Source organism: Streptomyces sp. NPDC031340 (genome assembly GCF_055569945.1).
The window spans coordinates 1-24268 of record NZ_JBVIIE010000070.1 but is presented as its reverse complement, the minus strand read 5'-3'; the positions used below and the strand labels follow the sequence as shown (position 1 = coordinate 24268).

At 70.9% G+C, this 24268-nt stretch carries 20 protein-coding genes and 2 pseudogenes; 6 read left to right on the top strand and 16 right to left on the bottom strand.

Features of this window, described 5'->3' with window-relative positions; translation table 11 throughout:
- Window positions 1-211 precede the first annotated feature (211 nt).
- From glgC to ACZ5GT_RS35795, 3 genes are all read right to left on the bottom strand, one after another.
- Complete coding sequence (gene glgC, locus ACZ5GT_RS35805; RefSeq protein ID WP_469034855.1) at window positions 212-1432, bottom strand: glucose-1-phosphate adenylyltransferase; 1221 nt, start codon at window positions 1430-1432, stop codon at window positions 212-214.
- Between the two features lie 193 nt (window positions 1433-1625).
- The gene (glgA, locus tag ACZ5GT_RS35800; protein ID WP_469034853.1) at window positions 1626-2789 is read right to left on the bottom strand and encodes a glycogen synthase; all 1164 of its coding nucleotides are present in this window, start codon (window positions 2787-2789) and stop codon (window positions 1626-1628) included.
- A gap of 43 nt (window positions 2790-2832) precedes the next feature.
- Window positions 2833-3603, bottom strand: a complete 771-nt coding sequence (locus ACZ5GT_RS35795; protein WP_469034892.1) for a (2Fe-2S)-binding protein — start codon at window positions 3601-3603, stop codon at window positions 2833-2835.
- A gap of 228 nt (window positions 3604-3831) precedes the next feature.
- On the opposite strand from ACZ5GT_RS35795, the gene ACZ5GT_RS35790 reads away from it, so the two are divergent.
- Entirely contained in the window at window positions 3832-4980 is a 1149-nt protein-coding gene (locus tag ACZ5GT_RS35790) for a DMT family transporter (RefSeq protein ID WP_469034851.1), read from the top strand.
- On the opposite strand, the gene ACZ5GT_RS35785 is transcribed toward ACZ5GT_RS35790, so the two are convergent.
- A complete protein-coding gene (locus ACZ5GT_RS35785) occupies window positions 4970-6142 on the bottom strand; it encodes a transglycosylase family protein (protein ID WP_469034848.1) in 1173 nt (390 codons plus the stop codon). The genes ACZ5GT_RS35790 and ACZ5GT_RS35785 overlap by 11 nt on opposite strands.
- 278 nt (window positions 6143-6420) lie before the next feature.
- On the opposite strand from ACZ5GT_RS35785, the gene gndA reads away from it, so the two are divergent.
- Complete coding sequence (gndA, locus tag ACZ5GT_RS35780; protein WP_469034846.1) at window positions 6421-7860, top strand: NADP-dependent phosphogluconate dehydrogenase; 1440 nt, start codon at window positions 6421-6423, stop codon at window positions 7858-7860.
- A gap of 462 nt (window positions 7861-8322) precedes the next feature.
- Here gndA and ACZ5GT_RS35775 read toward each other — a convergent pair whose 3' ends face one another.
- From ACZ5GT_RS35775 to ACZ5GT_RS35725, 11 genes and pseudogenes are all read right to left on the bottom strand, one after another.
- Window positions 8323-8676 (bottom strand): GNAT family N-acetyltransferase, encoded by a 354-nt coding sequence (locus ACZ5GT_RS35775; protein WP_469034842.1) that lies wholly within the window; start codon window positions 8674-8676, stop codon window positions 8323-8325.
- A 26-nt stretch (window positions 8677-8702) separates the two neighbouring features.
- Complete coding sequence (gene panD, locus ACZ5GT_RS35770) at window positions 8703-9122, bottom strand: aspartate 1-decarboxylase (RefSeq protein ID WP_469034840.1); 420 nt, start codon at window positions 9120-9122, stop codon at window positions 8703-8705.
- Between the two features lie 369 nt (window positions 9123-9491).
- Window positions 9492-10688 carry a cellulose binding domain-containing protein gene (locus ACZ5GT_RS35765; RefSeq protein ID WP_469034891.1) on the bottom strand — a complete coding sequence of 399 codons (1197 nt, stop codon included), beginning with the start codon at window positions 10686-10688 and terminating at the stop codon, window positions 9492-9494.
- Between the two features lie 173 nt (window positions 10689-10861).
- Complete coding sequence (locus ACZ5GT_RS35760; RefSeq protein ID WP_469034838.1) at window positions 10862-12583, bottom strand: glycoside hydrolase family 6 protein; 1722 nt, start codon at window positions 12581-12583, stop codon at window positions 10862-10864.
- A 250-nt stretch (window positions 12584-12833) separates the two neighbouring features.
- Window positions 12834-13691, bottom strand: coding sequence for a protein kinase family protein (locus tag ACZ5GT_RS35755; RefSeq protein WP_469034836.1), 858 nt, complete (start codon window positions 13689-13691; stop codon window positions 12834-12836).
- 168 nt (window positions 13692-13859) lie between these two features.
- Window positions 13860-14843 carry a serine/threonine-protein kinase gene (locus ACZ5GT_RS35750; RefSeq protein WP_469034834.1) on the bottom strand — a complete coding sequence of 328 codons (984 nt, stop codon included), beginning with the start codon at window positions 14841-14843 and terminating at the stop codon, window positions 13860-13862.
- Between the two features lie 207 nt (window positions 14844-15050).
- Window positions 15051-15608, bottom strand: a pseudogene (locus ACZ5GT_RS35745) (lysoplasmalogenase family protein); the annotation flags it as partial.
- Between the two features lie 146 nt (window positions 15609-15754).
- Entirely contained in the window at window positions 15755-16192 is a 438-nt protein-coding gene (locus ACZ5GT_RS35740) for a sterol desaturase family protein (RefSeq protein ID WP_469034889.1), read from the bottom strand.
- A pseudogene (locus ACZ5GT_RS35735) lies at window positions 16128-16289 on the bottom strand (hypothetical protein); the annotation flags it as partial. The pseudogene ACZ5GT_RS35735 and the gene ACZ5GT_RS35740, both read right to left, overlap by 65 nt.
- A gap of 165 nt (window positions 16290-16454) precedes the next feature.
- A complete protein-coding gene (locus ACZ5GT_RS35730; protein WP_469034831.1) occupies window positions 16455-17168 on the bottom strand; it encodes a FadR/GntR family transcriptional regulator in 714 nt (237 codons plus the stop codon).
- Between the two features lie 190 nt (window positions 17169-17358).
- Window positions 17359-18174: a hypothetical protein gene (locus tag ACZ5GT_RS35725; RefSeq protein ID WP_469034829.1), complete on the bottom strand. Its 816-nt coding sequence runs from the start codon at window positions 18172-18174 to the stop codon at window positions 17359-17361.
- A 1168-nt stretch (window positions 18175-19342) separates the two neighbouring features.
- On the opposite strand from ACZ5GT_RS35725, the gene ACZ5GT_RS35720 reads away from it, so the two are divergent.
- The 3 genes from ACZ5GT_RS35720 (at window position 19343) to ACZ5GT_RS35710 (ending at window position 22230) form a co-directional block, all read left to right on the top strand.
- Complete coding sequence (locus ACZ5GT_RS35720) at window positions 19343-19882, top strand: RNA polymerase sigma factor (RefSeq protein WP_469034827.1); 540 nt, start codon at window positions 19343-19345, stop codon at window positions 19880-19882.
- A 324-nt stretch (window positions 19883-20206) separates the two neighbouring features.
- Window positions 20207-20884, top strand: a complete 678-nt coding sequence (locus ACZ5GT_RS35715; RefSeq protein WP_469034824.1) for a response regulator transcription factor — start codon at window positions 20207-20209, stop codon at window positions 20882-20884.
- Entirely contained in the window at window positions 20881-22230 is a 1350-nt protein-coding gene (locus ACZ5GT_RS35710; RefSeq protein ID WP_469034822.1) for a sensor histidine kinase, read from the top strand. The genes ACZ5GT_RS35715 and ACZ5GT_RS35710 overlap by 4 nt, the downstream gene beginning before the upstream one ends.
- A 9-nt stretch (window positions 22231-22239) precedes the next feature.
- On the opposite strand, the gene ACZ5GT_RS35705 is transcribed toward ACZ5GT_RS35710, so the two are convergent.
- Window positions 22240-22419 carry a peptidoglycan-binding domain-containing protein gene (locus ACZ5GT_RS35705; RefSeq protein WP_469034820.1) on the bottom strand — a complete coding sequence of 60 codons (180 nt, stop codon included), beginning with the start codon at window positions 22417-22419 and terminating at the stop codon, window positions 22240-22242.
- 728 nt (window positions 22420-23147) lie between these two features.
- On the opposite strand from ACZ5GT_RS35705, the gene ACZ5GT_RS35700 reads away from it, so the two are divergent.
- On the top strand, window positions 23148-24128 hold the full coding sequence (locus tag ACZ5GT_RS35700; RefSeq protein WP_469034817.1) for a hypothetical protein: 981 nt from the start codon (window positions 23148-23150) through the stop codon (window positions 24126-24128).
- Window positions 24129-24268: the final 140 nt, after the last annotated feature.

The following is a 24268-nucleotide window of genomic DNA, read 5'->3' as shown; positions in this document are numbered from 1 at the left end:
GGTCAAGTACGATCAGGCTACGCACAGTTAACACCAGATTAAGTCCGGCCCCTCCGGAAGGGGCGGGACTCGTGAAGTACCTGTGGTGACCTACGTGGTCGGCGGGCGTGGCTCCGGCGCCGGAGGGGCGGCACGGGGTGACGAACCCCACTCCGACGGGTGCGGGCCGACCGTGGCACCGGCGACCGCGCGGAGCGGGGTTCCACCGGGCCTACGGGACCCGCTGCCCCTTGCCCAGCGCGATCACGCCGCCCTTGGAGACGGTGTAGAGCTCGGCGTCCCGCTCCGGGTTGACGCCGATCGTCGCGCCGGGCGGGACCTCGACATTCTTGTCGAGGACGGCCCCGCGCACGATCGCGCCCCGCCCGATGTGCACGTTGTCGTGCAGTACCGAGCCCTGCACCACCGCGCCCGGGTCGACCACGACGCCCGGCGACAGGACCGACCGGGTGACCTGCCCGCGGATCAGGCAGCCGGCGCTGATGATCGACTCGCTCGCGATGCCGCCGGCGTTGAAGCGGGCCGGGGAGAGCTGGTTGGAGTGGGTGTAGATGGGCCACTGGCGGTTGTACAGGTTGAAGGCGGGCCGCTCGGCGATGAGGTCCATATGGGCGTCGTAGTAGGCGTCGAGGGTGCCTACGTCCCGCCAGTAGCCCTGGTCGCGGGTGGTCTCGCCGGGCACGTGGTTGGCGCTGAAGTCGTACAGGTGCGCCTCGCCGCGGTCGGTGAGCTGGGGCAGGATGGAGCCGCCCATGTCGTGGACGGAGTTCTCGTCCTCGGCGTCCCGCTGCAGGGCTTCGATGAGGGCCTTGGTGGTGAAGATGTAGTTGCCCATCGACGCGAACACGCACTCCGGGTCGTCCGGGAGACCCGGCGGGTCGGCGGGCTTCTCCAGGAAGCGCTCCACCGTCTGCCCGTCCGAACCCGGACTGATCACGCCGAACGACGACGACTCGGTGCGCGGCACCCGGATGCCGGCGACCGTCACGCCCGCGCCGCTGTCGATGTGCTGGGCCAGCATCTGCCGCGGGTCCATGCGGTAGACGTGGTCGGCGCCGAAGACCACCACGTAGTCGGGCTGCTCGTCGTAGACCAGGTTCAGGGACTGCAGGATCGCGTCGGCGCTGCCCAGGTACCAGCGCGGGCCGAGGCGCTGCTGGGCCGGGACCGGCGTGACGTAGTTGCCGAGCAGGCTGGACATCCGCCAGGTCGTGGTGATGTGGCGGTCCAGCGAGTGCGACTTGTACTGCGTGAGCACGCAGATGCGCAGGATGTCGCCGTTGACGAGGTTGGAGAGGACGAAGTCGACGAGACGGTACGTGCCGCCGAAGGTGACCGCGGGTTTGGCGCGGTCGGCGGTCAGCGGCATCAGACGCTTGCCTTCTCCGCCCGCCAGGACGATTCCGAGCACCGAAGGACCACCACGACGCATGGCCGCTCCCCTCACACCGGTTGACCCATGCCTGCCCCTGAGCAGGGCGCAGTAAGCCTGTTCGAGGATCTTCCCGCCGTTCTGTTCCGGCTTCGGGTCCTGCTCATTCCGGCTACGGGTCCTGCTTCAGGATGTCTTCGGGTCCTGGAGCGGGACCTCCTCCGGTCCTGCTCCAGGAACTCCTCGTCCTGCTTCAGGAACTCCTCCGGTCCTGCTTCAGGATCTCCTCGTACAGCCCGACCGTGCGCCGGGCGACGGCGTCCCAGCCGAACTCGCCCACCGCGCGCTGCCGCCCGGCCTCGCCCATCCGCCGCGCGGCCTCCGGGTCGCCCAGTACCGAGTCCAGCGCCCGCGCGAGGTCCGCCTCGAAGTCGTCGCCCAGGGAGACGAGTACCCCCGTCGCGCCGTCCTCCACGACCTCGGGGATGCCGCCGACCCGGGAGGCGACGACGGGCGTGCCGCAGGCCATCGCCTCCAGGTTGACGATGCCGAGCGGCTCGTACACCGAGGGGCAGACGAACGCGGCGGCGTGCGTGAGCAGCTGGATCACCTCGGGGCGCGGCAGCATCTGCGGGATCCAGTGCACGTGCTCGCGCACCCGGCTCAGCTCCGCGAACAGGTCGCGGAACTCCCGGTCGATCTCGGGCGTGTCCGGGGCGCCCGCGCACAGCACCACCTGCGCGGCCGGGTCGATGTCGCGTACCGCCCGCAGCAGGTGCGGGACGCCCTTCTGCCGGGTGATGCGGCCGACGAAGAGGACGTACGGGCGACCGCGGTCGAGGCCGATCCGGTCCAGGACGTCGGTGCCGTGGTCAGGCCGGTAGAGCGTGGTGTCGATGCCGTTGTGCACGACGCGGACCCGGGCCGGGTCGAGGGCCGGATAGCAGGCGAGGATGTCGTCGCGCATCGCGCCGGAGACCGCGATCACCGCGTCGGCCGCCTCGATCGCGGTGCGCTCGGCCCAGCCGGACAGCGCGTACCCGCCGCCGAGCTGCTCGGCCTTCCAGGGGCGCAGGGGCTCCAGGGAGTGGGCGGTCATCACGTGCGGGATGCCGTAGAGCATCTTGCCGAGGTGGCCGGCGAGGTTGGCGTACCAGGTGTGGGAGTGCACCAGCTCGCGGCCCTCGACGGCGGCCGCCATCGCCAAGTCCACCGAGAAGGTGCGCAGGGCGTCGTTGGCGGTGTCGAGGGCGGCCCAGGAGCGGTGGCGTACGACGCCCACGCCGCGGCCCTCGCCCCAGCAGTGCACCTCCAGGTCCACCAGGGAGGCCAGCTCCCGGGCGAGGAACTCGACGTGGACACCCGCGCCGCCGTACACGTCCGGGGGGTACTCCCGGGTCAGCAGTCCCACTCGCACCCGCAACCCCCTGGTCTCAGCGGCCGGTCCCGTTCATGGTCACTCATGAGGTGCCGCGTGCGGAAGAGCGCGGGGCTCGTGGGAAACAACAGTCACCGCACACGCCGGCTCCGGGTACCCGGTAGTACAGGCAGCAGCTCCGCCGCCGGAAGACGGTCCCGGTCAGGGTGCCGGTCCCGGCCAGCAGGGGGTGGGCGAGCAGGCCGGCGGTGAGGGAGCGGACGCGGGCCGCCGCGTCGGCGCGGCCGTGGGCGCGTGCCCACCGGTCCAGCTGCCGGGCGGCTCCCGCCAGGGCCGAGGCCGCGTTGCCGCGCAGCAGGCCGGACGCGATCCGGTGGCGGGCGCGCAGCGCGTCAGCCAGCGGTTCGAGGTGGGCGTGCAGCACGGCGTCGGCGACGGTCGCCGGGTCGGCGGGCAGCGGGCGCACCTCCCGCAGCCACAGGTCGTCGGGTACGCCCGCGGCGGGGTCCCAGTGCAGCAGCCACGGGTCGGGGTCGGGGATGCGCCCGTACAGGGCGGCGCAGCCCAGCGTCACCGACCACAGCCGGGCGGCGAGCCCCTGCTGGGCGACCGAGGCGGCGACCCGGGGCTCGGGGGCACGCAGCGCGCCCCCGACCTTCTCGACCCGGAAGCCCAGGGCGTCTCGGTGACCTCCGTGATCTCGGTGACCTCCGTGGGTATCCGCCGGCCGTGCCGGCCGGTTCGCGTAGACGTCGGCGAGCGGCACCGGCGCCCCGGGCGGTGGTCCGCCCGCGCGCAGGACGAAGTAGCCGCCGAGCGGGCGGAGGGCGGCGAGTCCGGGGTCGAGGTCCACGACACGCAGTAGTACCAAGGCCCTTAGGGGACGCCACCAGGGGGCTGCCACCTGGTGTCACCCACCTGAGGGAGGACGGGGTCCGATTCGTACTCCATCGGCAGTAGGACCCAATGCGTGCTCAGGGACGACGACGGGAAGCGCCGGAGACGGCATCGTGTTGTTCATGATGGCCGACCGTTCGTCGCGCAGGGGTCACCGCCCCCGCCCCACGCAGAGGAGCAGCTCATGAGCGCCCTCGCGTTGTCCGTGCTGCTGTCCTTCGTCTCCGCCGTCGCGTACGCGGGCGGGGCGATCGTGCAGGAGCACGTCGCGGTGTCCTCTCCCGACCGGCAGTACGCGCCGCTGCGCCGGCCGGGCTGGTGGGCGGCGGTCGCGCTGAACGGCCTGGGCGGTCTGCTGCACGTGGTGGCCCTCGCCTACGGGCCGCTGAGTCTGGTGCAGCCGCTGGGCGCGCTGACCATAGTGTTCGCGCTGCCCATGGCGGCGCTGTTCGTCGGCCGCAGGGCCGGCTCGGCCGCCTGGCGCGGCGCGATCATGGCGACCGCGGGCCTGGCCGGGCTGCTGTCGCTGGTCGGCGCCTCGGAGGCGCAGTCGCTGAGCACCGCGCAGCGGGTGGCCGTGGCGGCGGTGTCCGGCGGCGCGGTCGTGGCGCTGATGATCGCGGGCCGGGCCGCCCACCGGCACCCGGCGGTGCGCAGCATGCTGCTCGCCACCGCGTCCGGCGTCGCCTTCGGCATGTCGTCGGTGTTCACCAAGACCGTGGCGGTCGACTGGTCCGACGAGAGGTCCCTGGCCGAGCTGCCGACCCTGGTCCTGATCGGCGTCTTCGCCACCGCGGGCGTGCTGCTGTCGCAGGCCTCCTACCGGGGCGCGGGTCTGGCGGCCCCGCTGGCCACCCTGACGGTGGTGAACCCGGTGGTGGCCGCGGCGGTCGGCATCACGATGTTCGGCGAGACGTTCCGGTACGGCACCACGGGCACCGCGCTCGCTCTGAGCTGCGGCGTGGTGGCGGCCGGCGGCCTGATCCTGCTGACGACGGAGCGCCTGACGCGCACCTCCGCCGAAACGGAGGCGCCGCTGCCCGAACCGCGGCCGGCGGAGCCCCGGCTGCCCGAACCGCCGCTGCCCGCGGAGGGACTGCTCGCCGGGGAACTGCTCGCCGTGCTTCCCGGGCGGTCGGTGAAAACCCCGCTGCGCGAGGAGATCGCGCTCGGGGAGAAACAGGCCGAGGGAGTCGTAGCGGCCGAGGGGGCCGACGAAGCCGCGGTGGGTGTGGGCCACCGCTACGACGGCCCCTTCTACGGGGGCATCTACATCCCGATGCTGCCGGTCCTGCCGGCCCTGGACCGGCGCCGGGTGCGCGTCAGATCCTGACGCCACCGGCCCTGAGATAGGCGAGCGGGTCGATGTCCGAACCGAAGCCGGGCCCCGTCCGCACCTCGAAGTGCAGATGCGGGCCCGTGACGTTGCCGGTGGCCCCGGAACGTCCGATGCGCTGGCCGCCGCTCACGCTCTGCCCGGCCCTCACGGAGATCGCCGACAGGTGCGCGTACTGGGTGTAGCGGCCGTCGGCGTGCCGGATGACGACCTGGTAGCCGTACGCGCCTCCCCAACCGGCGGTGACCACGTGGCCTGCCGCGACCGCGTTCACCGACGTGCCGGTGCCCACGGGGAAGTCGATGCCGGTGTGGTAGCCCTTCGACCAGGAGGAACCGGCCACCCGGTACCCGGTGCCGATGTGGCCGCTCACCGGGGCGACCAGGGAGTGGCCGGCGGTGTTCTTGTGCTCGGTGGCCGGTGACGCCTTCTTCGGCTTCTTCGCCGGGGACTTGGTCCCGCCGCGGCTGGTGTGCGTGGCCGGCGCGGCCTTGGCGTCCAGGTTCAGCCGCTGGCCGGGCAGGATCAGGTCGGGGTCCGAGCCGATGGTCCGGCGGTTGCCGGCGTACAGCCGCTGCCAGCCGCCCTCGACGTGCTCGGTCTCGGCGATCGTGGAGAGGGTGTCGCCGCGGACCACGGTGTACATCTCCGCCGTGCCCGCCCGGGACTGGGGCGTGGTCTGCGGCCGCACGTCGGAGGTCTTCTTGCCGGTGCCGGAGGCCTGCTGCGCCTGCGACGGTCCGCTGGCGCCGCCGAGGACGTGGACGTCGGGCGTGTCACCGCCCCTGGTCAATCCGGCCCGCGGCGAGCAGGCCGGCCAGGCGCCGGGGCCCTGTCCGTCCAGTACCTTCTCCGCGACGGCGATCTGCTGGTCCTTGGTGGCCAGGTCGGCGCGCGGAGCGTACTTCGCGCCGCCGTACGCCTCCCAGGTGGACTGGGTGAACTGCAGTCCGCCGTAGAACCCGTTGCCGGTGTTGACGTGCCAGTTGTTCGTGGACTCGCACGCGGCGACCTTGTCCCAGGTGGCCACGTCGGCGGCGTGCGCGGTGCCGGTGCCGATCAGCGGGAGCGCCATACCGGCGCCGCCCGCGGTGACGGTGAGTGAGGCGCGGTTGATCCTGTTCGGCTGATACCGGCGGTGCCGGCCGCGTACGGCCATGAAAAGCCCCCTACGACTGCGTCAGGAGGGCCAAAAGTAAGCGCCGCGAACAGGCCATGACAAGACGGGAATTCGGCCGGTCTGCCGCCCGAGCGCCCGGAAATCGACCCCGGTTGCGAACCGGCTGAGGCGAGTGGGGCCCGCGTTGCGTATCTGGGGGAAGCCACGAACGGCCGGTACGTGCGGTCGGCCTCCCCGCAGGCCAGGATGTGCGTGCGGCAATACTTGGCGGGCAAGACCGGCAACACCGAATACAGGATCCTCGAGGAGCCAACCGAATGAGCAGTTCAGCGCAGATCGGCGTCACGGGTCTCGCGGTCATGGGCCGCAACCTCGCCCGCAACTTCGCCCGCAACGGATACACGGTCGCGGTGCACAACCGGACTGCGGCTCGCACGCACGCCCTGCTGGAGGAGTTCGGGAGCGAGGGGGACTTCGTCGGGGCCGAGACCGCGAAGGAGTTCGTGGCGGCGCTGGAGCGGCCGCGGCGCCTGGTCGTCATGGTGAAGGCCGGGGAGCCGACCGATGCGGTGATCCGGGAGTTCGCGCCGCTGCTGGAGCCCGGCGACATGATCATCGACGGCGGCAACGCGCACTTCGCCGACACCCGGCGCCGGGAGCGTGAACTGCGCGAGCAGGGCATCCACTTCGTGGGCATGGGCGTCTCCGGCGGTGAGGAGGGCGCGCTGCACGGGCCGAGCATCATGCCGGGCGGGCCGAAGGAGTCTTACGACTCGCTGGGCCCGATGCTGGAGAAGATCTCCGCGAAGGCGGCCGACGGGGCGCCCTGCGTCACGCACGTCGGCCCGGATGGCGCCGGACACTTCGTGAAGATGGTGCACAACGGCATCGAGTACGCCGACATGCAGCTGATCGGCGAGGCGTACCAGCTGCTGCGGGACGTCGCCGGGTACTCCCCCGCCCAGATCGCGGAGATCTTCCGCACCTGGAACCGCGGCCGCCTGGACTCCTACCTGATCGAGATCACGGCCGAGGTGCTGTCCCACGTGGACGCGGCGACCGGCAAGCCGTTCGTGGACGTGGTGGTCGACCAGGCCGAGCAGAAGGGCACCGGACGCTGGACCGTCCAGATCGCCCTCGACCTCGGTGTGCCGGTGTCCGGGATCGCCGAGGCGGTCTTCGCCCGCTCCCTGTCCGGCCACGCGGAGCTGCGCGAGGCCTCGCGGGGGCTGGCCGGCCCGAAGGCGTCGCCGATGGGCGAGTCGGAGGCCGCCGCGTTCGCCGACCGGGTGGAGCAGGCGCTGTACGCGTCGAAGATCGTGTCGTACACGCAGGGCTTCCACGAGATCGCGGCGGGCAGCGAGGAGTACGGCTGGGACATCGACCTGGGCGCGGTCTCCGCGATCTGGCGGGGCGGCTGCATCATCCGCGCGGCCTTCCTGGACCGCATCCGCGCCGCGTACGACGCCCGCGCCGACCTGCCGAGCCTGCTGTCCGACGAGACGTTCGCGCGGGAGATCGCCGACGCGCAGGACGACTGGCGCGAGGTCCTGATCGCCGCGACCCGCCAGGGCGTGCCGACCCCCGGTTTCGCCGCGGCCCTCGCCTACTACGACGCCCTGCGCGCCGACCGCCTGCCCGCCGCGCTCACCCAGGGCCAGCGGGACTTCTTCGGCGCGCACACCTACCGGCGCACGGACCGGGAGGGCTCGTTCCACACGCTGTGGGGCGGGGACCGGTCGGAGGTCGAGGCGTAGCCGAGGCGTGACGGCCGAGGCGGGACCGGTCCGACCATCGTGGTCGGACCAGTCCCCCTCGGCTCGGCTCAGCTCAACGGCGGCCCGGGCTCAGGATTCGGAACCGGCTCGGGGCCGGGCGGGATCGGGGACGGCGACGGCTCCGGGACCGGGCGGGGGCCCGGCGGCGGACCCGGCGCCGGGGGCGTGGGCGCCGGCCCGGGCGGCGGCTCCGGGGCCGGGACCGGTGACGGGTAAGGGTCCGGGGTCGTGGGCTCCGGGTCCGGCGCGGGTCCCGGCGGAACGGGATCGGGGTACGGCTCGGTCATCGTGTCCTCCGGCCAGTCGGTCGACGTCGGCTCTGGACTACTCCCCCGCCTACCCGACGGCCGCGCCGCCACTCACCCACGCGCGGGACGGAAAGGGCCCAGGTGGGCCCGAACGCCGGCGTGCACCCCGGCCACGGCCGGCCCGCGCGGCGGATCAGAAGCGTCCCGGATGCGTCGCCAGCCACTTCTTGGCCGCCCGCAGCAGTTCCGGCGCGGCGGCCGGGGCCTGGTCGGGGTGGCGTTCGGCCCACTTGACGACGTACGGGCACAGCGGCGCCACGGCGACGCCCTCGCGCGCGGCGATCACGTACAGCTCGCTCGCCAGCGAGCCCGCGATGCCCTTCCCCTCGTGGGCCGGCTCGACGATGGTGTGCACGGGGACCAGGGCGCGCCCCGGCGACTCGAGGACGAAGTACTCGATGCGGCCGGCGACTTCGCCGTCCGCGCCGCCGACGACGGCTTCCAGGCGGCCGGCCGCCCGGTCGTCGCGGATCTCGATGTCGCTCATGGGCACGCTCCGGGTGACTCGGCGGATCAGGCCGGTACGGCCTGCGGGCTGCGTTCCTGGTCCGAGCCCGGCACCGGCTCAGACGGGTCGGCGCCCAGGGCCACGATCCGGTTGTCGCGGTCCACGTGCACGACCCGCGGCTCCAGCGCCCGCGCCTCGGCATCTGTCACCTGAGCGTAGCTGATGATGATCACCAGATCCCCGGGGTGGACGAGATGGGCCGCGGCCCCGTTGATCCCGACGACCCCGGAACCGCGCTCGCCCTCGATGACATACGTCTCGAGCCGGGCGCCGTTGGTGATGTCGACGATGTGCACGAGCTCGCCGGGCAGCAGGTCGGCGGCGTCGAGCAGGTCGGCGTCGATCGTCACGGATCCCACGTAGTGCAGGTCGGCCTGGGTGACGGTGGCGCGGTGGATCTTGGACTTGAATACTGTACGAAACATGAGAGAACTCCCGGTTTGTCTGCTCCCTGCCTGCTTTTTGCAGGTCAAGGGCGATGTTCGAAGGCTACAACGTTTCGCATGTGTGGTCAGCTGTCGCCGGGTACCTGAGGACTCGCACTGACCGGCCGCTGACTTCTCTGACGGCGCGCCAGTCGCATGAGAAGGCACCTGATCACTTTGGGACGTCGTCCGCCGTGACCGTGGTGGTGTCCACGCCCGGACTTGGTCTTGCACATTGTCAGGGGCGGCCTGATCCGTACAACGGACTTCGTTGAACCGGCATATCAAGGCCGCGGTCGGCACGATGAGACGTTCGGCACTCGCCTCGGCAGACTCGAGGTCATGCATCACACCGGACCTCCGGTACGTTCAGCAGCCGATGGGCTCGGGTCCGACGGCGACGTCGTCGTACCACAGTGTGTCGTCACCGCCGCCGTAGCTCTCCCAGCCCAGGCGGAGGGTGGTCGGACGTGGTGGTGTGGTGCGGCTCAGCCACTGGCTGTCGATGTCCTGGGTCGGGGCCCCGTCCAGATGCAGGCCGGGCACTTCCACGCCGTCCACGTAGGTGTCGGCCGACTGCTTGGTGGTGTCGATGCGGAAGCGCAGGCACACCCATTTCCCGGTGGGCAGCGGCCGTGACTGGGCCACTCCGGCCGGGCTCTGGACGGGGAGGGTGGCGTCGTCGGACTGCCGGTTCCACTGCAGGGCGCCGTTCTGGCCGCCGATGCGCAGGTCCTTGCCGCCGTCGTGGGCGTCCGCCAGGGTGATGGCGGCGACGTGCGAGGAGGGCAGCGCGGTGGTGTGACGGACCCAGAGCCGTGCGTAGAGCACGGGGCCGATGTCCGAAACGTCGGCGGTGGTGGCGGCGAAGACGTGGTTGCAGTAGCCGGCGCGGCCGTCGATGCGCAGCGAACGCGTACCGCCGTGCGCGACCGATGTGTCGATCGAGGCGGTGCCGTCGCCGTGGCAGTCGGGGCTGAGCACCTGCCAGGTGCCGGTGGGCACGGGGCCGGACTGGTCCTCGAAGCCGGAGCAGACGACTGCGGCGCCGCAGTCGGCCGGGGGCGGGCCGCTGGGCAGATCGGTGGGCGTCGGCGAACCGCTCGGGTCCGGATCACCCGGGCCGTCCGGGCCGTCGCAGGAAGCCCCGTTGAACACGAAGTGGCTGGGCGGAAGGTTCGCGGTTCCGGTGCCCTGCACGCCGAAGTTCACGGACGCACCGGTGGGGAGATCGCCGTTCCAGGCCGCGTTGGCCGCGGTGACCGCGTTCCCGGACTGGGCGACCGTGGCGTTCCAGGCAGCGGTGACGTGCTCGTCGGAGCTGTACGTCCAGGCCAGCTTCCAGGAACTGACCGGCGAGCCGAGGTTGGTGACTTTGATCTGCGCGGTGTAGGCACCGGGCGACGGACTGACGGTGTAGTCGACCGCGCAGACGCCGGAAGCGGCCTCGGAGGGCGATGGTCTCGTCAGTGTGGCACCAAGAGCCAGCAGAATCGTGATCCCGATGGCTGTCGCGGCACGCGGGATCGTCCGGACCCGCGATGCCGGTGATGTGGTGGTCAAGATCGGTCGGCCTCCTGCCGTACGTCGCTGCGCCGATGTCGAGTAGGCGGCCGGCTGGCCGCCGGAGGGTTGAATGTGGGCGGCCGCACGCCAGGAGCCGTCAGAGCCCGGCCCTCTGGGAAGCGATCGGGCCCTGACGGATCACATGAAGCATTGCGGCCGGGAGCCGTCCCGTCCTACGACAGCGGCGGGTAGGCGTTCTGCATCAGCTGCCGGAACTGGGCGGAGAACCAGTGCCCGGACAGCGGCGCGTTGGGCAGGGCGCCCGACATGCTGTTGCCGTTGCGGGCGTTGCCCGTGTAGGTCGGGTCGCACATGCGGTCGAAGCCCTTGCCCTCGTCGTTCGGGATGGCGCTGCTGGAGCCGTCGGACTCACCCGGGGGCTTCATCCACACGTAGGCGTCGATCCCGGGCTCCGGGTTGGCCTGCGGGCGCTCACCGAGGCCGGCGCCGGACTGGTTGCACCAGTTGCCGGCATGGATGCGCCGGTCGTAGCGGCCGCCGTCGACGTAGGCGTCCACGCTCGTCCTCGGGCCCGGGCCGGTGGGCCGGGCGGCGCCGCCCCAGCCGTTGCGGGAGGTGTCGATCAGCATGCCGATGCCGGGCTTGAAGCCGACCGAGACGAGCTGGTTGCGGAAGGCCTGTGCGTACGACAACTCGTCCACGTACCGGTTCCAGTCCACCCACTTCGACTGGCGCACGGAGGTGCCGTTGACCGAGTCGTTGATGGAGAAGTTGTCCTCCTTCAGGGCACTGTAGTTGGCCGTGTTGGTGATGAAGCCCGCCACGTCGTCGACGGTGGCGCCCTCGGCGTTGGCCGCCTGGTAGAAGAGCTGGGCCGTGGGTGCGAAGTTGTCGTCCCAGCCGAGCCAGGCGTGGTGGGCCGCGTCGAGGTAGTTGTAGACGTTGGGGATGGCGCCGAGCTTGGCCAGGGCGTAGCCGACGCCCTTCACGTAGTTGCCGTTGGACTTCATGGTCTCGCACTGCGGGGTGGCGGTGGGCCGGCTTCCCGTGTTGGTGACCAGGTTGGGCAGCGAGTCGATCTCGATGGTGGTCACGATGCGCAGGGATGCGTACTTCGGGTCGGACAGGATGTGCGCGATCGGGTCGATGAACTGCGCCTTGTATTTGTCGATCTCCGTCGGGCCCAGCTCGCCGTTGGAGGCGAGGGCGGCGCAGTCGCGGCCGGGCAGGTCGTAGACGACGAGCTGGACGACCTCGTCGCCGTCGCCCTTTTGCCTGAGCGCCTCGTCGAGGTGGTCGCGCAGGCCCATGCCGCCGTTCACGCCGTCGATCGCGGCGATGCGGTCCAGCCAGACCCCGGTGGGCTGGTCGGCGACACGGCTGCCTCCCGGCTCGGCGGCGGCCTTGGCGGACCACTCCGGGTTCACGTAGACCTTGGCTCCGGTGTAGGGGTTGTCGACGCGGTTGCCGGTGCCACCGCCGCCTCCACCACCACCGCCACCACCGCTGCCACCGTCGTCGACGTTGCAGGTGACGCCGTCCAAGGTGAAGGTGCCGGGTATCGCATTGGTGCCGCTGTACGAGGCGTTGAAGCCGAAGCTGACCGAGCCGCCGTTGGCGAGCGTGCCGTTGTACGACTCGTTGACGGCGGTGACGGCGGCGCCGCTCTGGCCCAGCTTGGCGTTCCAGCCTCCCGTGATCTTCTGGTCACCGGCGTAGGACCACTTCACCGACCAACCAGATTTGGCGGCGCCGTTGTTGGTCACGGTGACGGCGGCGGTGAAGCCGTTGCCCCACTGATTCTGCACCTTGTAGTCGACGGTGCAGGGGACGGAGGTCGCGCCGGCGCTGGCCGGGGCGGCCGTGAGCGCGGTTCCCGAGGCCCCGGCGACCAGCGCCAGGGCAGCGAGTACCGCTGATCTTCTACGGCTCATAAGTGCGGGTGTCCCATCTGTCGATTCATGTCGCGAGGGCGGGTCTTCGGCCCTGAAGACCGCATTTCGAGTCCGCCATGGAAGCGCTCCCACGCGAAGCAAGGTAGGGCACCTGAACCGGCCCAGCAAGAGTGAGGATGAGAAATGAACAGTTGAGGATATTCAGCGCTTCGCGTCGGCCGCCGACCAGAATGGAGCCGATACCGGTGCCCCGTTAAGGGAGCGTTATCGGTATCACTTTCAAGCGTTGTCAGCGAGAAATGCCATGCAGCACCGTTGTGCCCGGCGGGCGCCCCCCACACCATGCAGGTACATGCAGGAGAGGGTCGGCTGGTGATACGCAGTTCACTGCCGGCGGCCTCCCGCGCAGGAGGCGCAGCAGGAGCCGTCGGACCATGGGGCCCGTGATCCTGCTGTGCGCGTCCTCTCTCTGCAGGCCGCTCAGGAGTGGGGCGAACGGTCGCACATCACCCCGCAGGCCGATGAGAGCGAAGTTGAGGATTCTGCCGAGCGCCCACATGTCGGCGCTCGGCCGTAGCGGGACGAGAGGTCGTACCTCTGGAGCGAAACTCGGTGAAACAGAGCGTCCCAACATCCACCCAGAAGTCAGCAAGGCGCCGAAACCGGTCCCGGAGAGAGTGACCGAACCGGACTCGTCCACCCACACCTGTCGGGCAGAGATATATCCGCGCACCACCCCTTTGGCGTGCGCCCGAGACAGCGCCTCCAGAACGCCGAGTCCGATCTCGGCGATCTCCGGATGTGACAGTCCGCCCCGGACGACGAGTTCCCCCAGGTGTGTTCCCGGGGGCCTCTCCTCCACCAGCCACAGAAATGCGCCGTCCCGCAGAGCGGCAACACTACGAGGAAAGGAATCCGGGTAGGCGGACTGGAGATGGATGCTCTGCTTGAGATAATCGACCGCGACACGATCGATATCTCCGGCGCGCTCGGGGACACGCACCTGCAGAACGTACAGCGGACGCCCGGAACCACTCTCATGAGCCGACCACTGCGCGACACCTGCCTTCTCGCCCAGGCTCTGTGTGAGCACGATGCGATTCGCCAGACACTGAAAACCGATCGATGGGGCATCCATGATTGCCATCCGCCTCCGGTAGAGCCGTGATCCACCTGATACGGGACACTCCTCGGCCCTCGCCGCGGTTTCAGCGCTCGACGATCTGACCGTGGACGCTCCGGGGTGGGAGCTGGCGCCGCGGGCTCACCGACCGCACCGCGTTCGTCCCGTCCCGTCGACGCCGGCCGCATCTGTTCACCATTTCGGGAGCCGGGCAGTCACAGGATGGAGCGATCTCGGCAGGCGGTGTCTTCCCCGCCGCGAGTCCTGCCGGGCTCGGGCGGCCAATGATGAGCCGGGCGGATAGTCCGGAGGAGGTGGCAGAGGTACATCTGTACCCGGCACACACGCTGTCTCGGTCCCGCCGCCGGACACATATGATTCGGCCGGCCGCCGGCCGGCCATGCGGGAAAGCGCACGACGGACGATCGGCTCCGTCAGCCGGATCTTCGTTTCACGGCGCAGAAGTCCATGGACGAGCGGGGAGAAGGCGCGTGCGTGTCCCGTGAGGAGACGATCGAGGTCCGCAGACGGCACGTCACCGTCCGTTGGCCGACCTGCCAACGGGTTGGGGACACCGGCCAGCATGCCGACCATGAGGTTGCCGAGGGCCCACATGTCCGCGGACGGTGCGGCATCCGTCAGCGGGCTCAGCTCGGGCGCGAAGCGGAGCCGCGACGGATGCTGGGCAACCCATCCCAGAGCGATGAAATCCGCGACACCAGATCCCGAGAGTACGACCGACAGGTCCGCCTGCACCCAGACCTGCTGGGCGGCTGTGTATCCCCACGCGAACCCCTTCGCATGGACGTCGGACAGGACACCCAGCAAGGCTAGTGCGATACTCGCGATCTCGGGCCCAGAGGGCCTGTACCGGTTGAGGAAGTCCGCGAGATGGCAGCCAGGGGGCCGCTCCTCCACGAGACAGAGCGACTGCCCCTTCCTCACCACCGCCACCGTTCGGGCGACCGCGCAGGCCCTGGGTGACATCAGAGCGGCGCTGCGTGCGAAGCACCGCTTCGCCAGGGCGTCGATCACCGTGTCGTCCGTGCCGTCTGCCACCTCCACCTGCACCGCGTACAAAGGCCGTCGGGTCTGCGTGTCACGCGCCAGCCAGTGCACCAGGTCGGGCTCTGCACCGATCTGCGTCAGCATGCGGTAGCGGCCGGCGTTCTCCATGCTTCTCACACCACTCTCGCTCGCGGGTCGTACGGCGCACAGGAGCAGGCGCCGGCGAGGGCGATCACACCCGCCATAGCGGGCCCGGCCCATCCTGCTGAGCACACTCCGCAGCCGCGTGCGGGGTTTCAACGAACCGGTGCCGTGTTCCCGTCTCCGGCCCGGAGGAAAGGAACCGGGACGACAGTCCGGCAGCGCCGGACGGCTTCAGCGTCCACCGGCCCCTCCTTCGGAGCCGGCCGCGGGAAAGGTGGATCGGTGGGCGTTCCGTCCCGCGGTGTTCTCCACCTCCCGTGCCGGCCACGCGCCGGCGAAGGCGTCGACCAGGAGAAACTGCGCCGCCGCATAGGTGACCATGACCAGGACCGGGCGGCCGGTGAACTCCACCCCCGCTTCCCCGAGCCCGACCAGCAGGTCCGAGCGCACGAACACCGCTCCTCCCCAGGCGGCCCGCGGTCCCATGCCCCAGGCGCTCGCCGCCATGGTCAACAAGGCTCCGCTGTAGGGCGCGACCACCCAGGCCAAGGGGCCCAGCTGGGGAAGGGGAACCGCGTTGGCCGCGGTCCACAGGGCGAAACAGCCCAAGGCCAACAGCGGTCGCGCTCGCGGATATGCGGCAGCGCCTTGCCGGAAGGAGGCGGTCGCATAACAGACCTGGGTTCCCAGGAAGCAGGCGGTACCAGCCGCGAAGGCGCCGGTGCCCGGCAGCAGCTGGGCCACGTCACCGGCGGTCGCGAGGGCCAGTGCGGCCAGCACGAAGGGATGATCCCGGTGCGTGCGCCGCCAGGTACAGGGCGGGCACGGGAGCGAGCAGCGGCTTGGTGAGCCACTCCAGTGGTTCCTGGTGAAGACCGACGCCCAGCAGGTTCAACAGGACGAGTCCCGCGTAGGCCACAAGCAGCGGCGGCATCTCACACCCCCGCTCCGGGCGTCCACCCGGGAGGGTCGAACAGATACCCCGCCTTGTCGCGCCAGCGCCGGGCGCGGCGTACGTCACGCCAGGCGGCCGCGTACTCGTGGAAGGCGACGCGCAGCGGGTTGCAGGTGTCGATGTTCTTGGTCAGCCCGTACACCACCCTCTCGCCTTCGGGCTCGAAGGTGCGGAAGAGGCGGTCCCAGACGATGAGGATGCCCCCGTAGCTGCGGTCCAGGTGGGCTTTGTTGCAGCCGTGATGGACGCGGTGGTGCGACGGGGTGTTGAAGAGCCACTCGACGGGGCGCCACAGCTTGTCGACCCGTTCGGTGTGCAGGAGAACGCAGGCTGGAGTGGTGGACCACGTGGCTCGCCCACAGGACGCGGACACGGTGGTGAGCGCGGTGAAAGGCGTAGTAGGCCAGGTCGTCGACAAGAACAGCAGGAACCCCATCCACGCCGAGGAGGCCGGCAACTGCCAGGGAGCCAGGCTCCAGACGGCGGCGTACGCCAGGACCGCGAGCGCCTTCCACGGCAGTCCGATCACTTGGCTGCCCCCGCCCATGGACATGCTGGTGGCCGTGTCGCGCAGTTCGTAGCCGCGCTCCTCGTCATCGGGGAGGACGCGGTACGACAGCGCCTCCACGACGACCAGCAGGACGAAGAACGGTATCGCGTACACGACGGCGGGGGTCATTTCAGCCCGCCCTCCTCTCCGTGACGGCCGGCACGCTACGGGAGAGCAACCGCCGTGCCAGGTGCTCGGCGCCCTCGTCGTCCCGCGACGCGATCAGCTCGGCGAGCCGTAGATGGGCCGCCACGTCGAGCAGTTCCTCGGCGCGGCGGTCGGGCGGCACTTCACCGGCGGCGAGCGTGCCACCCACGAGGCTGTTGAAGGCCAGCAGGTAGGCGAGGTTGCCGGAGCCCTGGACGATCAGCCGCCACCACGCGACGTCCACCGTCCCGAGTGCGGCGAGATCCGGACCCGCCTCCGCGTACGTGGCCGCCGCCGCTTCGATGGCCTCGGCCTGCTCCCGAGAGCAGCGTGCCGCGCACAGACGGGCGGCGTCCGCGCCGATACAGGCCCGCATCTCCAGGGCGTCACGGCTCAAGTCGTAGGAGTCCAACGGTTCGGCCGTCTCGGCCAGTTGCACGGCCAGGTCCAGCCCTGCGGTGTGCCGCCAGTCCAGCACCATGGTGCGGCCGCCATGACTCACCTCGACCAGCCTGGCCTGCTGCAGGCGTTTCATCGCCTCACGCACCGCGTGCCGGTTGACCCCGAATTCCGCGGCCAGCTCCCGCTCCGCCGTCAGGGCGGAACCGGCGGCCAGGGCCCCGCTCAGGATGCGGTCCCTGAGCAGCGAGAAGAGCTGGTCGGAGACCGCTTCCCGCCGAATGCGCTCTTCTGCCATGGCGCATGGCCTCCACCCACCCGCAACAGTGGTCAACTGGTTGGACCAGTAATTTTCGCCTGCGTCACATCCTCCGGTCAGGGCAGTTGCTCCCCACGCCGGTGATCGCCGGCGTGGGGAGCCGCACCTGTCGGTCAGGGCGTTACCAGGCGCCCCTCCGCCCTCGGAGGTCGACCGAAGGTGCCGCCCGTCAGCTGCTCAACCGGCACTCCGCCAGTTCCTCCAGCCCAGCCGGTGGTGTACCGCCCTCTCGCCGGATGTCGATCTCGATCCGGCCGATGACCGACTTCCGCTTGTTCTTCAGGGGGTTGAGGATGGCATTGCGCACGAAGTTGGGGCCGCCCTCGCCCTGGGAGCGCGCCAGCCGGTCGTTGGCCTCGGTGATCTCCTTTTCCAGGTTGGTGAGTTCGCGGCTGACGCCGTCCCGTGCGGCCGCGGGGATGTCGCTCGGCACCTTGCCGGCCACGTCCGGGCAGCTGACGGTCGGCGTGGCTCCGGCGGCAGTCGCTCCCGCACCACCCGCCTCACCAGTGCTTCCAGCGGCCTCGCCGGCCCCGCCCTCACCACTGAGGCTGCACGGCGCGAGCTTCTCGAGCCCCTCCGGCTTCGTGGCCACGCGGCCGATGGCCGTCTCGATGCGGTTGAGGGCAGCGGTGCGCTTGCTCTCGAGGGGGCCAAGGATCGCGTTGCGCACGAAGTTGGGGCCACCCTCGCCCTGGGAGCGCGCCAGCCGGTCGTTGGCCTCGCCGAGCTGCTTGTCGAGAAGTAGGAGATTCCTCGTGACCTCGTCCTGGGCCTGCGCCGGGATCCCCGGCAGCTTGCCCTGGACGGAAGGGCACACGATGGTCTGCGCCGCATCCACGTGGCCGACGGCGGCCTTGTCGCTGCTCTCGCCCGCGAACGCGCCCGCCGCGGCCAAGGAGCCGGCGATCAATCCGGCGCCGACGAGGCCCGCACCGGCGATCCGGTACTTGCGGTACTTGCCTTTTACTCGCTTGCCTGTCATGACGTCCTCTGGCTAGCGCAACCGGCCGCCGGGACCTCGTCCGTGGAAGAGTCCTCGTGCCAGTCGCTACGGGTACCGGTGCCCCCAGAAACCCCTACCAGCCTGTCCCCCACGAGTACGGGGGCCGGACCGAGATTGTTCAATCGGATCCGGCGTTCGCCCGGATGGCAGGCGGCATGTACGGACACGTCAGCCGGCCATACCCGCGCTTGCGCAGCTGCGGAAGGCGTTGTCACAAAAACCTTGCGTGCCAAGAAACACCGGCGTGCCGCGACCCTACGCATCCCCCAGCCGCGGGTCGCGGCACGCGCGTGAGGCACGCGCACCGCTTCAATGACGCGCCTGTGCCCACGCCGGCCGATCATCGAGGGCGAGCCGCAGGTCCGGCAACAGCGCCGCGGCCGTCCAACGCCGCGTTGCCGCAGTCGAAAGCCGGGCTTGACGCAGCGCCGGGCACGACCGTTCAGCGGACGAATGAGGCTCTCCGAGGAGATCAGCCGCCGGTACGCCGAGGGAAACCAACCCGCTCAGTGCGGGGTGTCATCCCTGAACGACCGCGCCGACGGCCGGCGACACGGCAGCCGCCTCCTGATCGGCGCGGTCGTTCCCACAGGCCCGCATCCGCAGCCTTGCAGCCGGTTGCGGGTCACTGTCGCCGGAAAACACGAGGGAGTCCTCATGCCCGATGCCCGCACCCACAGATGGATCCGATCCGCGGCGGCGGGCACGATGGCCGCCGCCTTCCTGGTGACCATGGGCGCGGTGTCGCCAGGACCTGCCTGCTGCCCGCCGCAGGCACCCCCGCGGAACCGCTCTCCCCTGGAATCGGAGACCGGGACGCCTCGTTCCCGCCCGCTTCCGCCGGAACCGCCCGCCGAGGACAGCGCTGCCGACGGGTTTCGTTAACTGAGCGTTTTCTGAGGCACTGCGGGGTGTTCCCGACTTGGGAACACATGGCTTTCGGCCGCGCGGCTCGACAAGATCTGCCTCGGACGGTGATCGTCCGCGGATCCCCTCCACGGTGCCCGAGCAGCGCCTGACGCCTCGCTCACCGTGGAGGGCCCAACGGTCCGGTCCCTTCGCCCCTCAGCCCCCGGAAAGGGACCGGGCCGCCACAACGGCTCGTGGCGATCCACCGCCCAGGAAAGGCCGTACGTAAGGAGCCTCGGTGAGCGACACAGCGCAGTTCGAGCATTTCTACGCCACCACATTCCGACGGGTCGTCGGGCACGTGTACCTCATCACCGGCGACACCCACGCAGCCGAGGACTGCACCCAGGAGGCGTTCTCCCGCGCGGTCGTACGCTGGGACCGGATCCGGGCGTACGACGCCCCCTACGCCTGGGTGCGCCGTGTAGCCCACAACCTGGCCTGCACCCGGATGCGTCAGGCCAGGCGTGCCAGGGCCGCCATGGCGCGGCTGGGGCCTCCGGCGTCCCAACCGCCGGCCGACGAGCACACGGTCCTCGTGGTGGAGGGGATACGCACCCTGCCGGTGAAATACCGCCAGGTTCTCGTCATGCACCACCTGCTCGACCTCCCGGTCCGCGACATCGCCGAACGGCTCGGCGTCCCCGAAGCGACGGTGAAGACCCGGCTGGCGCGTGGTCGGCGCCGTCTTGCCGACGTGCTCGTTCAGGACGGCGTGCCGAACAGCGAAGTCAGCGGCGAAGTGCCGCTCGGCGCGACGGGGAGAGGCGGCAGATGACCCGAGCGGGCCAGCCGGTGAGTAAGCAGCCGATACGGCATGACGGCGTGCTGCCCCTCCTGCTGTGGGAGGTCTGCATCCCGACCCTGCGCCTCGACGCCGACCGCGCGGTCAAGGGCTGTCAGATCTGGGTGGTTCCTGCGAGTCGTCCCGGTGACGCAAGGCGGACGGCATTGGGCCGGGCCATGGCCCCGCAGGCCCTGCGGCATCGGAGAAACGCAGAGCTCGATGTCCGTCGCGTGCTCGTCTACGCCTGGCGGGACAGACGTTGAGCAATTCCGGCAGCGCACCCCGCGCGCCGCACGTCTGGCCTACGGTGACCGCATGCCCACGGTTCTGATCGTCGAGGACGACACGCTCGTCCGTGACGCGCTCACCCGATCCCTGACGGCGGCCGGTTACTCCGTGACCGCGGTCGGCACCGCGATGGATCTGATGCGCCGGCTCGTCCCCCAGTATCCCGACCTCGTCGTCCTGGACCTGGGGCTGCCCGACCTCGACGGCGGACAGGTGCTGAAGATGATGCGCGCGGTCAGCCGGGTGCCGGTCATCATCGCCACGGCGCGCGGCGACGAGGAGGAGATCGTCCGGCTGCTGCGTGACGGCGCCGACGACTACCTGGTGAAACCGTTCTCCGGAGAGCAGCTCGCCGCCCGGGTGCTCGCGGTCCTCCGTCGCTCGGGACAGGCCCCTCCGGACACGCTGCACGTCGGCGACCTCGTCATCGACATGACGCAACGACAGGTGCGCTTCGGTGACTCACAGCTGGAACTCAACCGGCGGGAGTTCGACCTGCTCGCCTATCTCGCCCGGCGCCAGGGCGCCGTGGTCACCCGCCGCGAGCTGCTGACCGAGGTCTGGCGCGGAAGCGACGTCTACGACCGCGCCATAGACGTCCACGTCTACTGGCTGCGCCGGAAGCTCGCGGAGAGCGGCGGTTCTCCCGACTGTCTGCAGACCGTCCGCGGCGTCGGGCTGAGACTGGTGGCGCCGTCGGCATGACGCTTCGGACCTGGCAGGTACGCCTCTCCCTCGGGATCGCTCTGCTCACCACGCTCGCCTTCGCCCTCCCGCTGGCCTGTGCGGCCCGGCAGCAGGCCGTGGACCGCGCCCAGCAACTGTCCGAGCGCAGGGCCGCGGTGCTGGTGGCCGTCCTGGCGGCGACCCGCGACCCCGGCGCGGTACGGGCCGCCTGGCGGAGTACGCGTGACGACTCGGCCTCCACATGCGTCCGACTGCCGGACGGTGATGTGGTGGGGCGCTGCCCTGCTCCGGAATCCGCCGTTCGCGAAGCCGTCAAGGGGTCCCGGGCGTTCCGTGCCCGGACAACGGACGGGCAGGAGGTGCTGCTGCTGCCGGTCGGGCTGCCCGAGGGGCGCACCGCGGTGGTGGAGTCGCTCGTGCGGGAGGACGAGCAGACGGCCGGTGTCGCGGTCGCGTGGGCGGTGCTGGCGGCGGCTGTCGCCGCGCTGACCCTGATCGCGGTCATGGGAGCGGACCGCATTTCCCGCCGCCTGGTCCGGTCGTCCGCCGACCTGGTGCGGGCGGCGGTCGCCGTCGGCCGGGGCGAGCTGGGCGTCCGGGTACGGGTCGGTGGACCCCGCGAGGTGCGGGAGGTTGCCACCGCTTTCAACACGATGGCCGACCGGATCATCGGGTTGATGCAGGCGGAACGGGAGTTCGCGGCCGACCTCTCGCACCGGCTGCGCACTCCGCTGACCGCGCTCAAGCTGGACCTGGACCTGTTCGAGGGACGGGAGGCCGACCGGCTGCGCGCGGCGGTGACCACGCTCGATCGCGAGGTGACCGACCTGATCGGCCGCACGCGCGCGGGGTCGGCGGACACGGCGGCGACCGTGACGCGGCACAGCGATCTGGCGGCGGTCGTGGGAGCCCGGATGCCCTTCTGGGAGGCGCTGGCGCACGCCCAGGGCAGACCGTGCGCGGTGACGATCGACCCGGGTCCGGTCGGCATCGACCTTTCCGAGGAGGACCTCGTGGCGGCGCTGGACGCCCTCCTGGGCAACGTCTTCCAGCACACCCCGGCGGGCAGCGGATGCGAAGTGTACGCAGGTCTGCTGGACGGTGTGCCGTCCCTGGTGGTGGAGGATGCGGGGCCGGGTATCACGGCGGCCGAGACGGCTCAGGTGCGTGGTCTGAGTGGGGGCGAGTCGAGCGGGCTGGGGCTGGACATCGCGGCGCGGGCGGCCGAGAACTCGGGAGGCCGGCTGGTGATCGGCAGCGGCCGGCACGGCGGAGCGCGCGTGGAGATGCGGCTCGGCCCGCAGGAGCCCGCGCCTCGGCGCCGTGCACCGGGTGGCGCCGCCTCTCCCCACGAAGCGTGGTGAGACCCGTCCTCAGGTCTCCGATTCCAGGGACTGTCTGGTCGCGGTGCCGTACACCCCTTCGGGGTCGGTCTTGATGTGCCGGAGTGCCTGGTAGTTCTGGACGGCGGCTTCCGTGGGCTGGTCGTACACACCGTTGAGCGGTGCCGTGTCGATGCCTGCCTCACGCAAGCGCTGTTGCAGGTCGAGCACTTGTGGCCCCTGATCGCCCCGGGCGAGTACCTGGGACTGTCCCCCGGCTGCGCCCTCCGCCTGGAGCCCGCCGCCCGGGGTGGCCGTCGGAGGAGCGCCGGGGGCTCGTGTGCCGACCCCCGTGGACGGGGTGGACGGTGACGGCGGCTTCGTGGCCGGGGCCGAAGGGGAGGGCCGGCCGGCCGCCCCACCGGGCGACGTCTCGTCGCCCGTCGGAGGTTCACCGTCCCCGGGCGAGGATGCCGCCGCCGGTGGACTCGGCGCCGGTGCTACCAGCGAGGGCGGCTCAGGAGGTCCGACGGAGCGGCCGAAGAGCCCGACCAGGGCCACGGCGAGCAGGCCGAGCGTTCCGACCGCGGCGGCCATCCACAGACGGCTGCCGCTCAGGCGAAACCGGCCATGGAGTGCTCCGCTCATTCGGTGCTGCGCCATGGGCGCGTTACCTCCCCCTCTGGGCGATGGCCCGATGTGCCCCTCGTAGCGACCTGCGAAAAGCGTCGCCTCCCCGCCCACCGCTCGACGTCACCGTGCGGCTGGTCGAACAAGGTTCCCGGCGAGTGTAGCCCCGCTTGTCCGGCCACGGCGGGACGGTCGGCGGCTCCACCGCCGCCGGGCACATGGCGCGATGGGCCGCGAGGTGAAACCCGGCCGGGTCCTGCGGAGTGTCGTCCGCCAAGGCGGTCGGCGCCTCGTCCGCCCGCTGTCTCACCCCCAACGGAAGGCTTCCCGTGACACGACACAACCGCAGTTCCCACCGCCGGCTCAAGACGGCGGGTGCCTTCGTAGCCGGCGCCGGCGTGGTCGCCGTCGGTACCGTGGCCCTCGCCGGCACGCCCACCCAGCACCCGGCCGGCGGGCCCGTGGTGGCCGGCGGAGTGGCGACCTACCGTTCCGACGCGACCATCGGGCGTCTGACGGTGCCGTCGTCCTGGAACAAGATCGTGATTGCAGCGGGCGTCACCCTCCGCGGCAACTTCCTGATCCCTTCCACGCGCACCGCCCCGCTGACCATCCAGGGCGAGAACGCCGAGACGTCCAGACTGGTGGGTGACGGCAGCCACGTGAAGGACCCTGCCTTCGCGGCGATCTCCACCGACGCGAAGATCAACCTGACGCTGAAGGACTTCACCTCGCTCGACCCGCGCTTTTACCACATCCTCGCCAAGCGGGCCAAGGTGCTGGCCTCCGGCATGCGCGTCATCGACGACCGCGACGCCAGCAACAACAACTCCGACGGCTTCGGCGGCGGGGACGGGTCGGTGGTGGAGAACTCGTACTTCGACACGTGGGACGACACCTTCAAGATCTACAACGGGACGCTGACCGTCAGGAACACGACCGTGCTGCACAACCACAACGGGGCGCCCGTGCAGATGGGATGGGGCGACTACGGCTCGGGCAGCAAGCTCGTCGCGGACGGCCTCAAGGTCGTGAGCAACTCCGGTGACCGCTACAACCAGGGCCTGGTCTCCTGGGCCGGCGGCACCAAGTCCGACAGCCGGCTCATCCAGCTCGTCGGCAAGGGACTGTCCCGGTCCGTCGCCCCGGGGGCCGTCCAGGCTCCGCTCTACCTCTTCAAGCCGGGCGTCCGCAACAAGACCATCACGGTCGAGGGCGGGACCTGCTCGGTGGTCCGCAGCACGCCGTCCAACACCGTGCTGGGGGATCCCGGCGCCCACAACAAGGTCACCGTCACCGGATGTAGCTGACCGGCGGCCCGGAGCCCTGCAGTGGGGGGGGGGGGGGGGGGGGGGGGGGGGGGGGGACAGGGGGGGGGGGGGGGGGGGGGGGGGGGGGGGGGGGGGTGTTTTTTTCGGGGAGGGCCCCACCCCCGTCCGGTGGGTTTCTT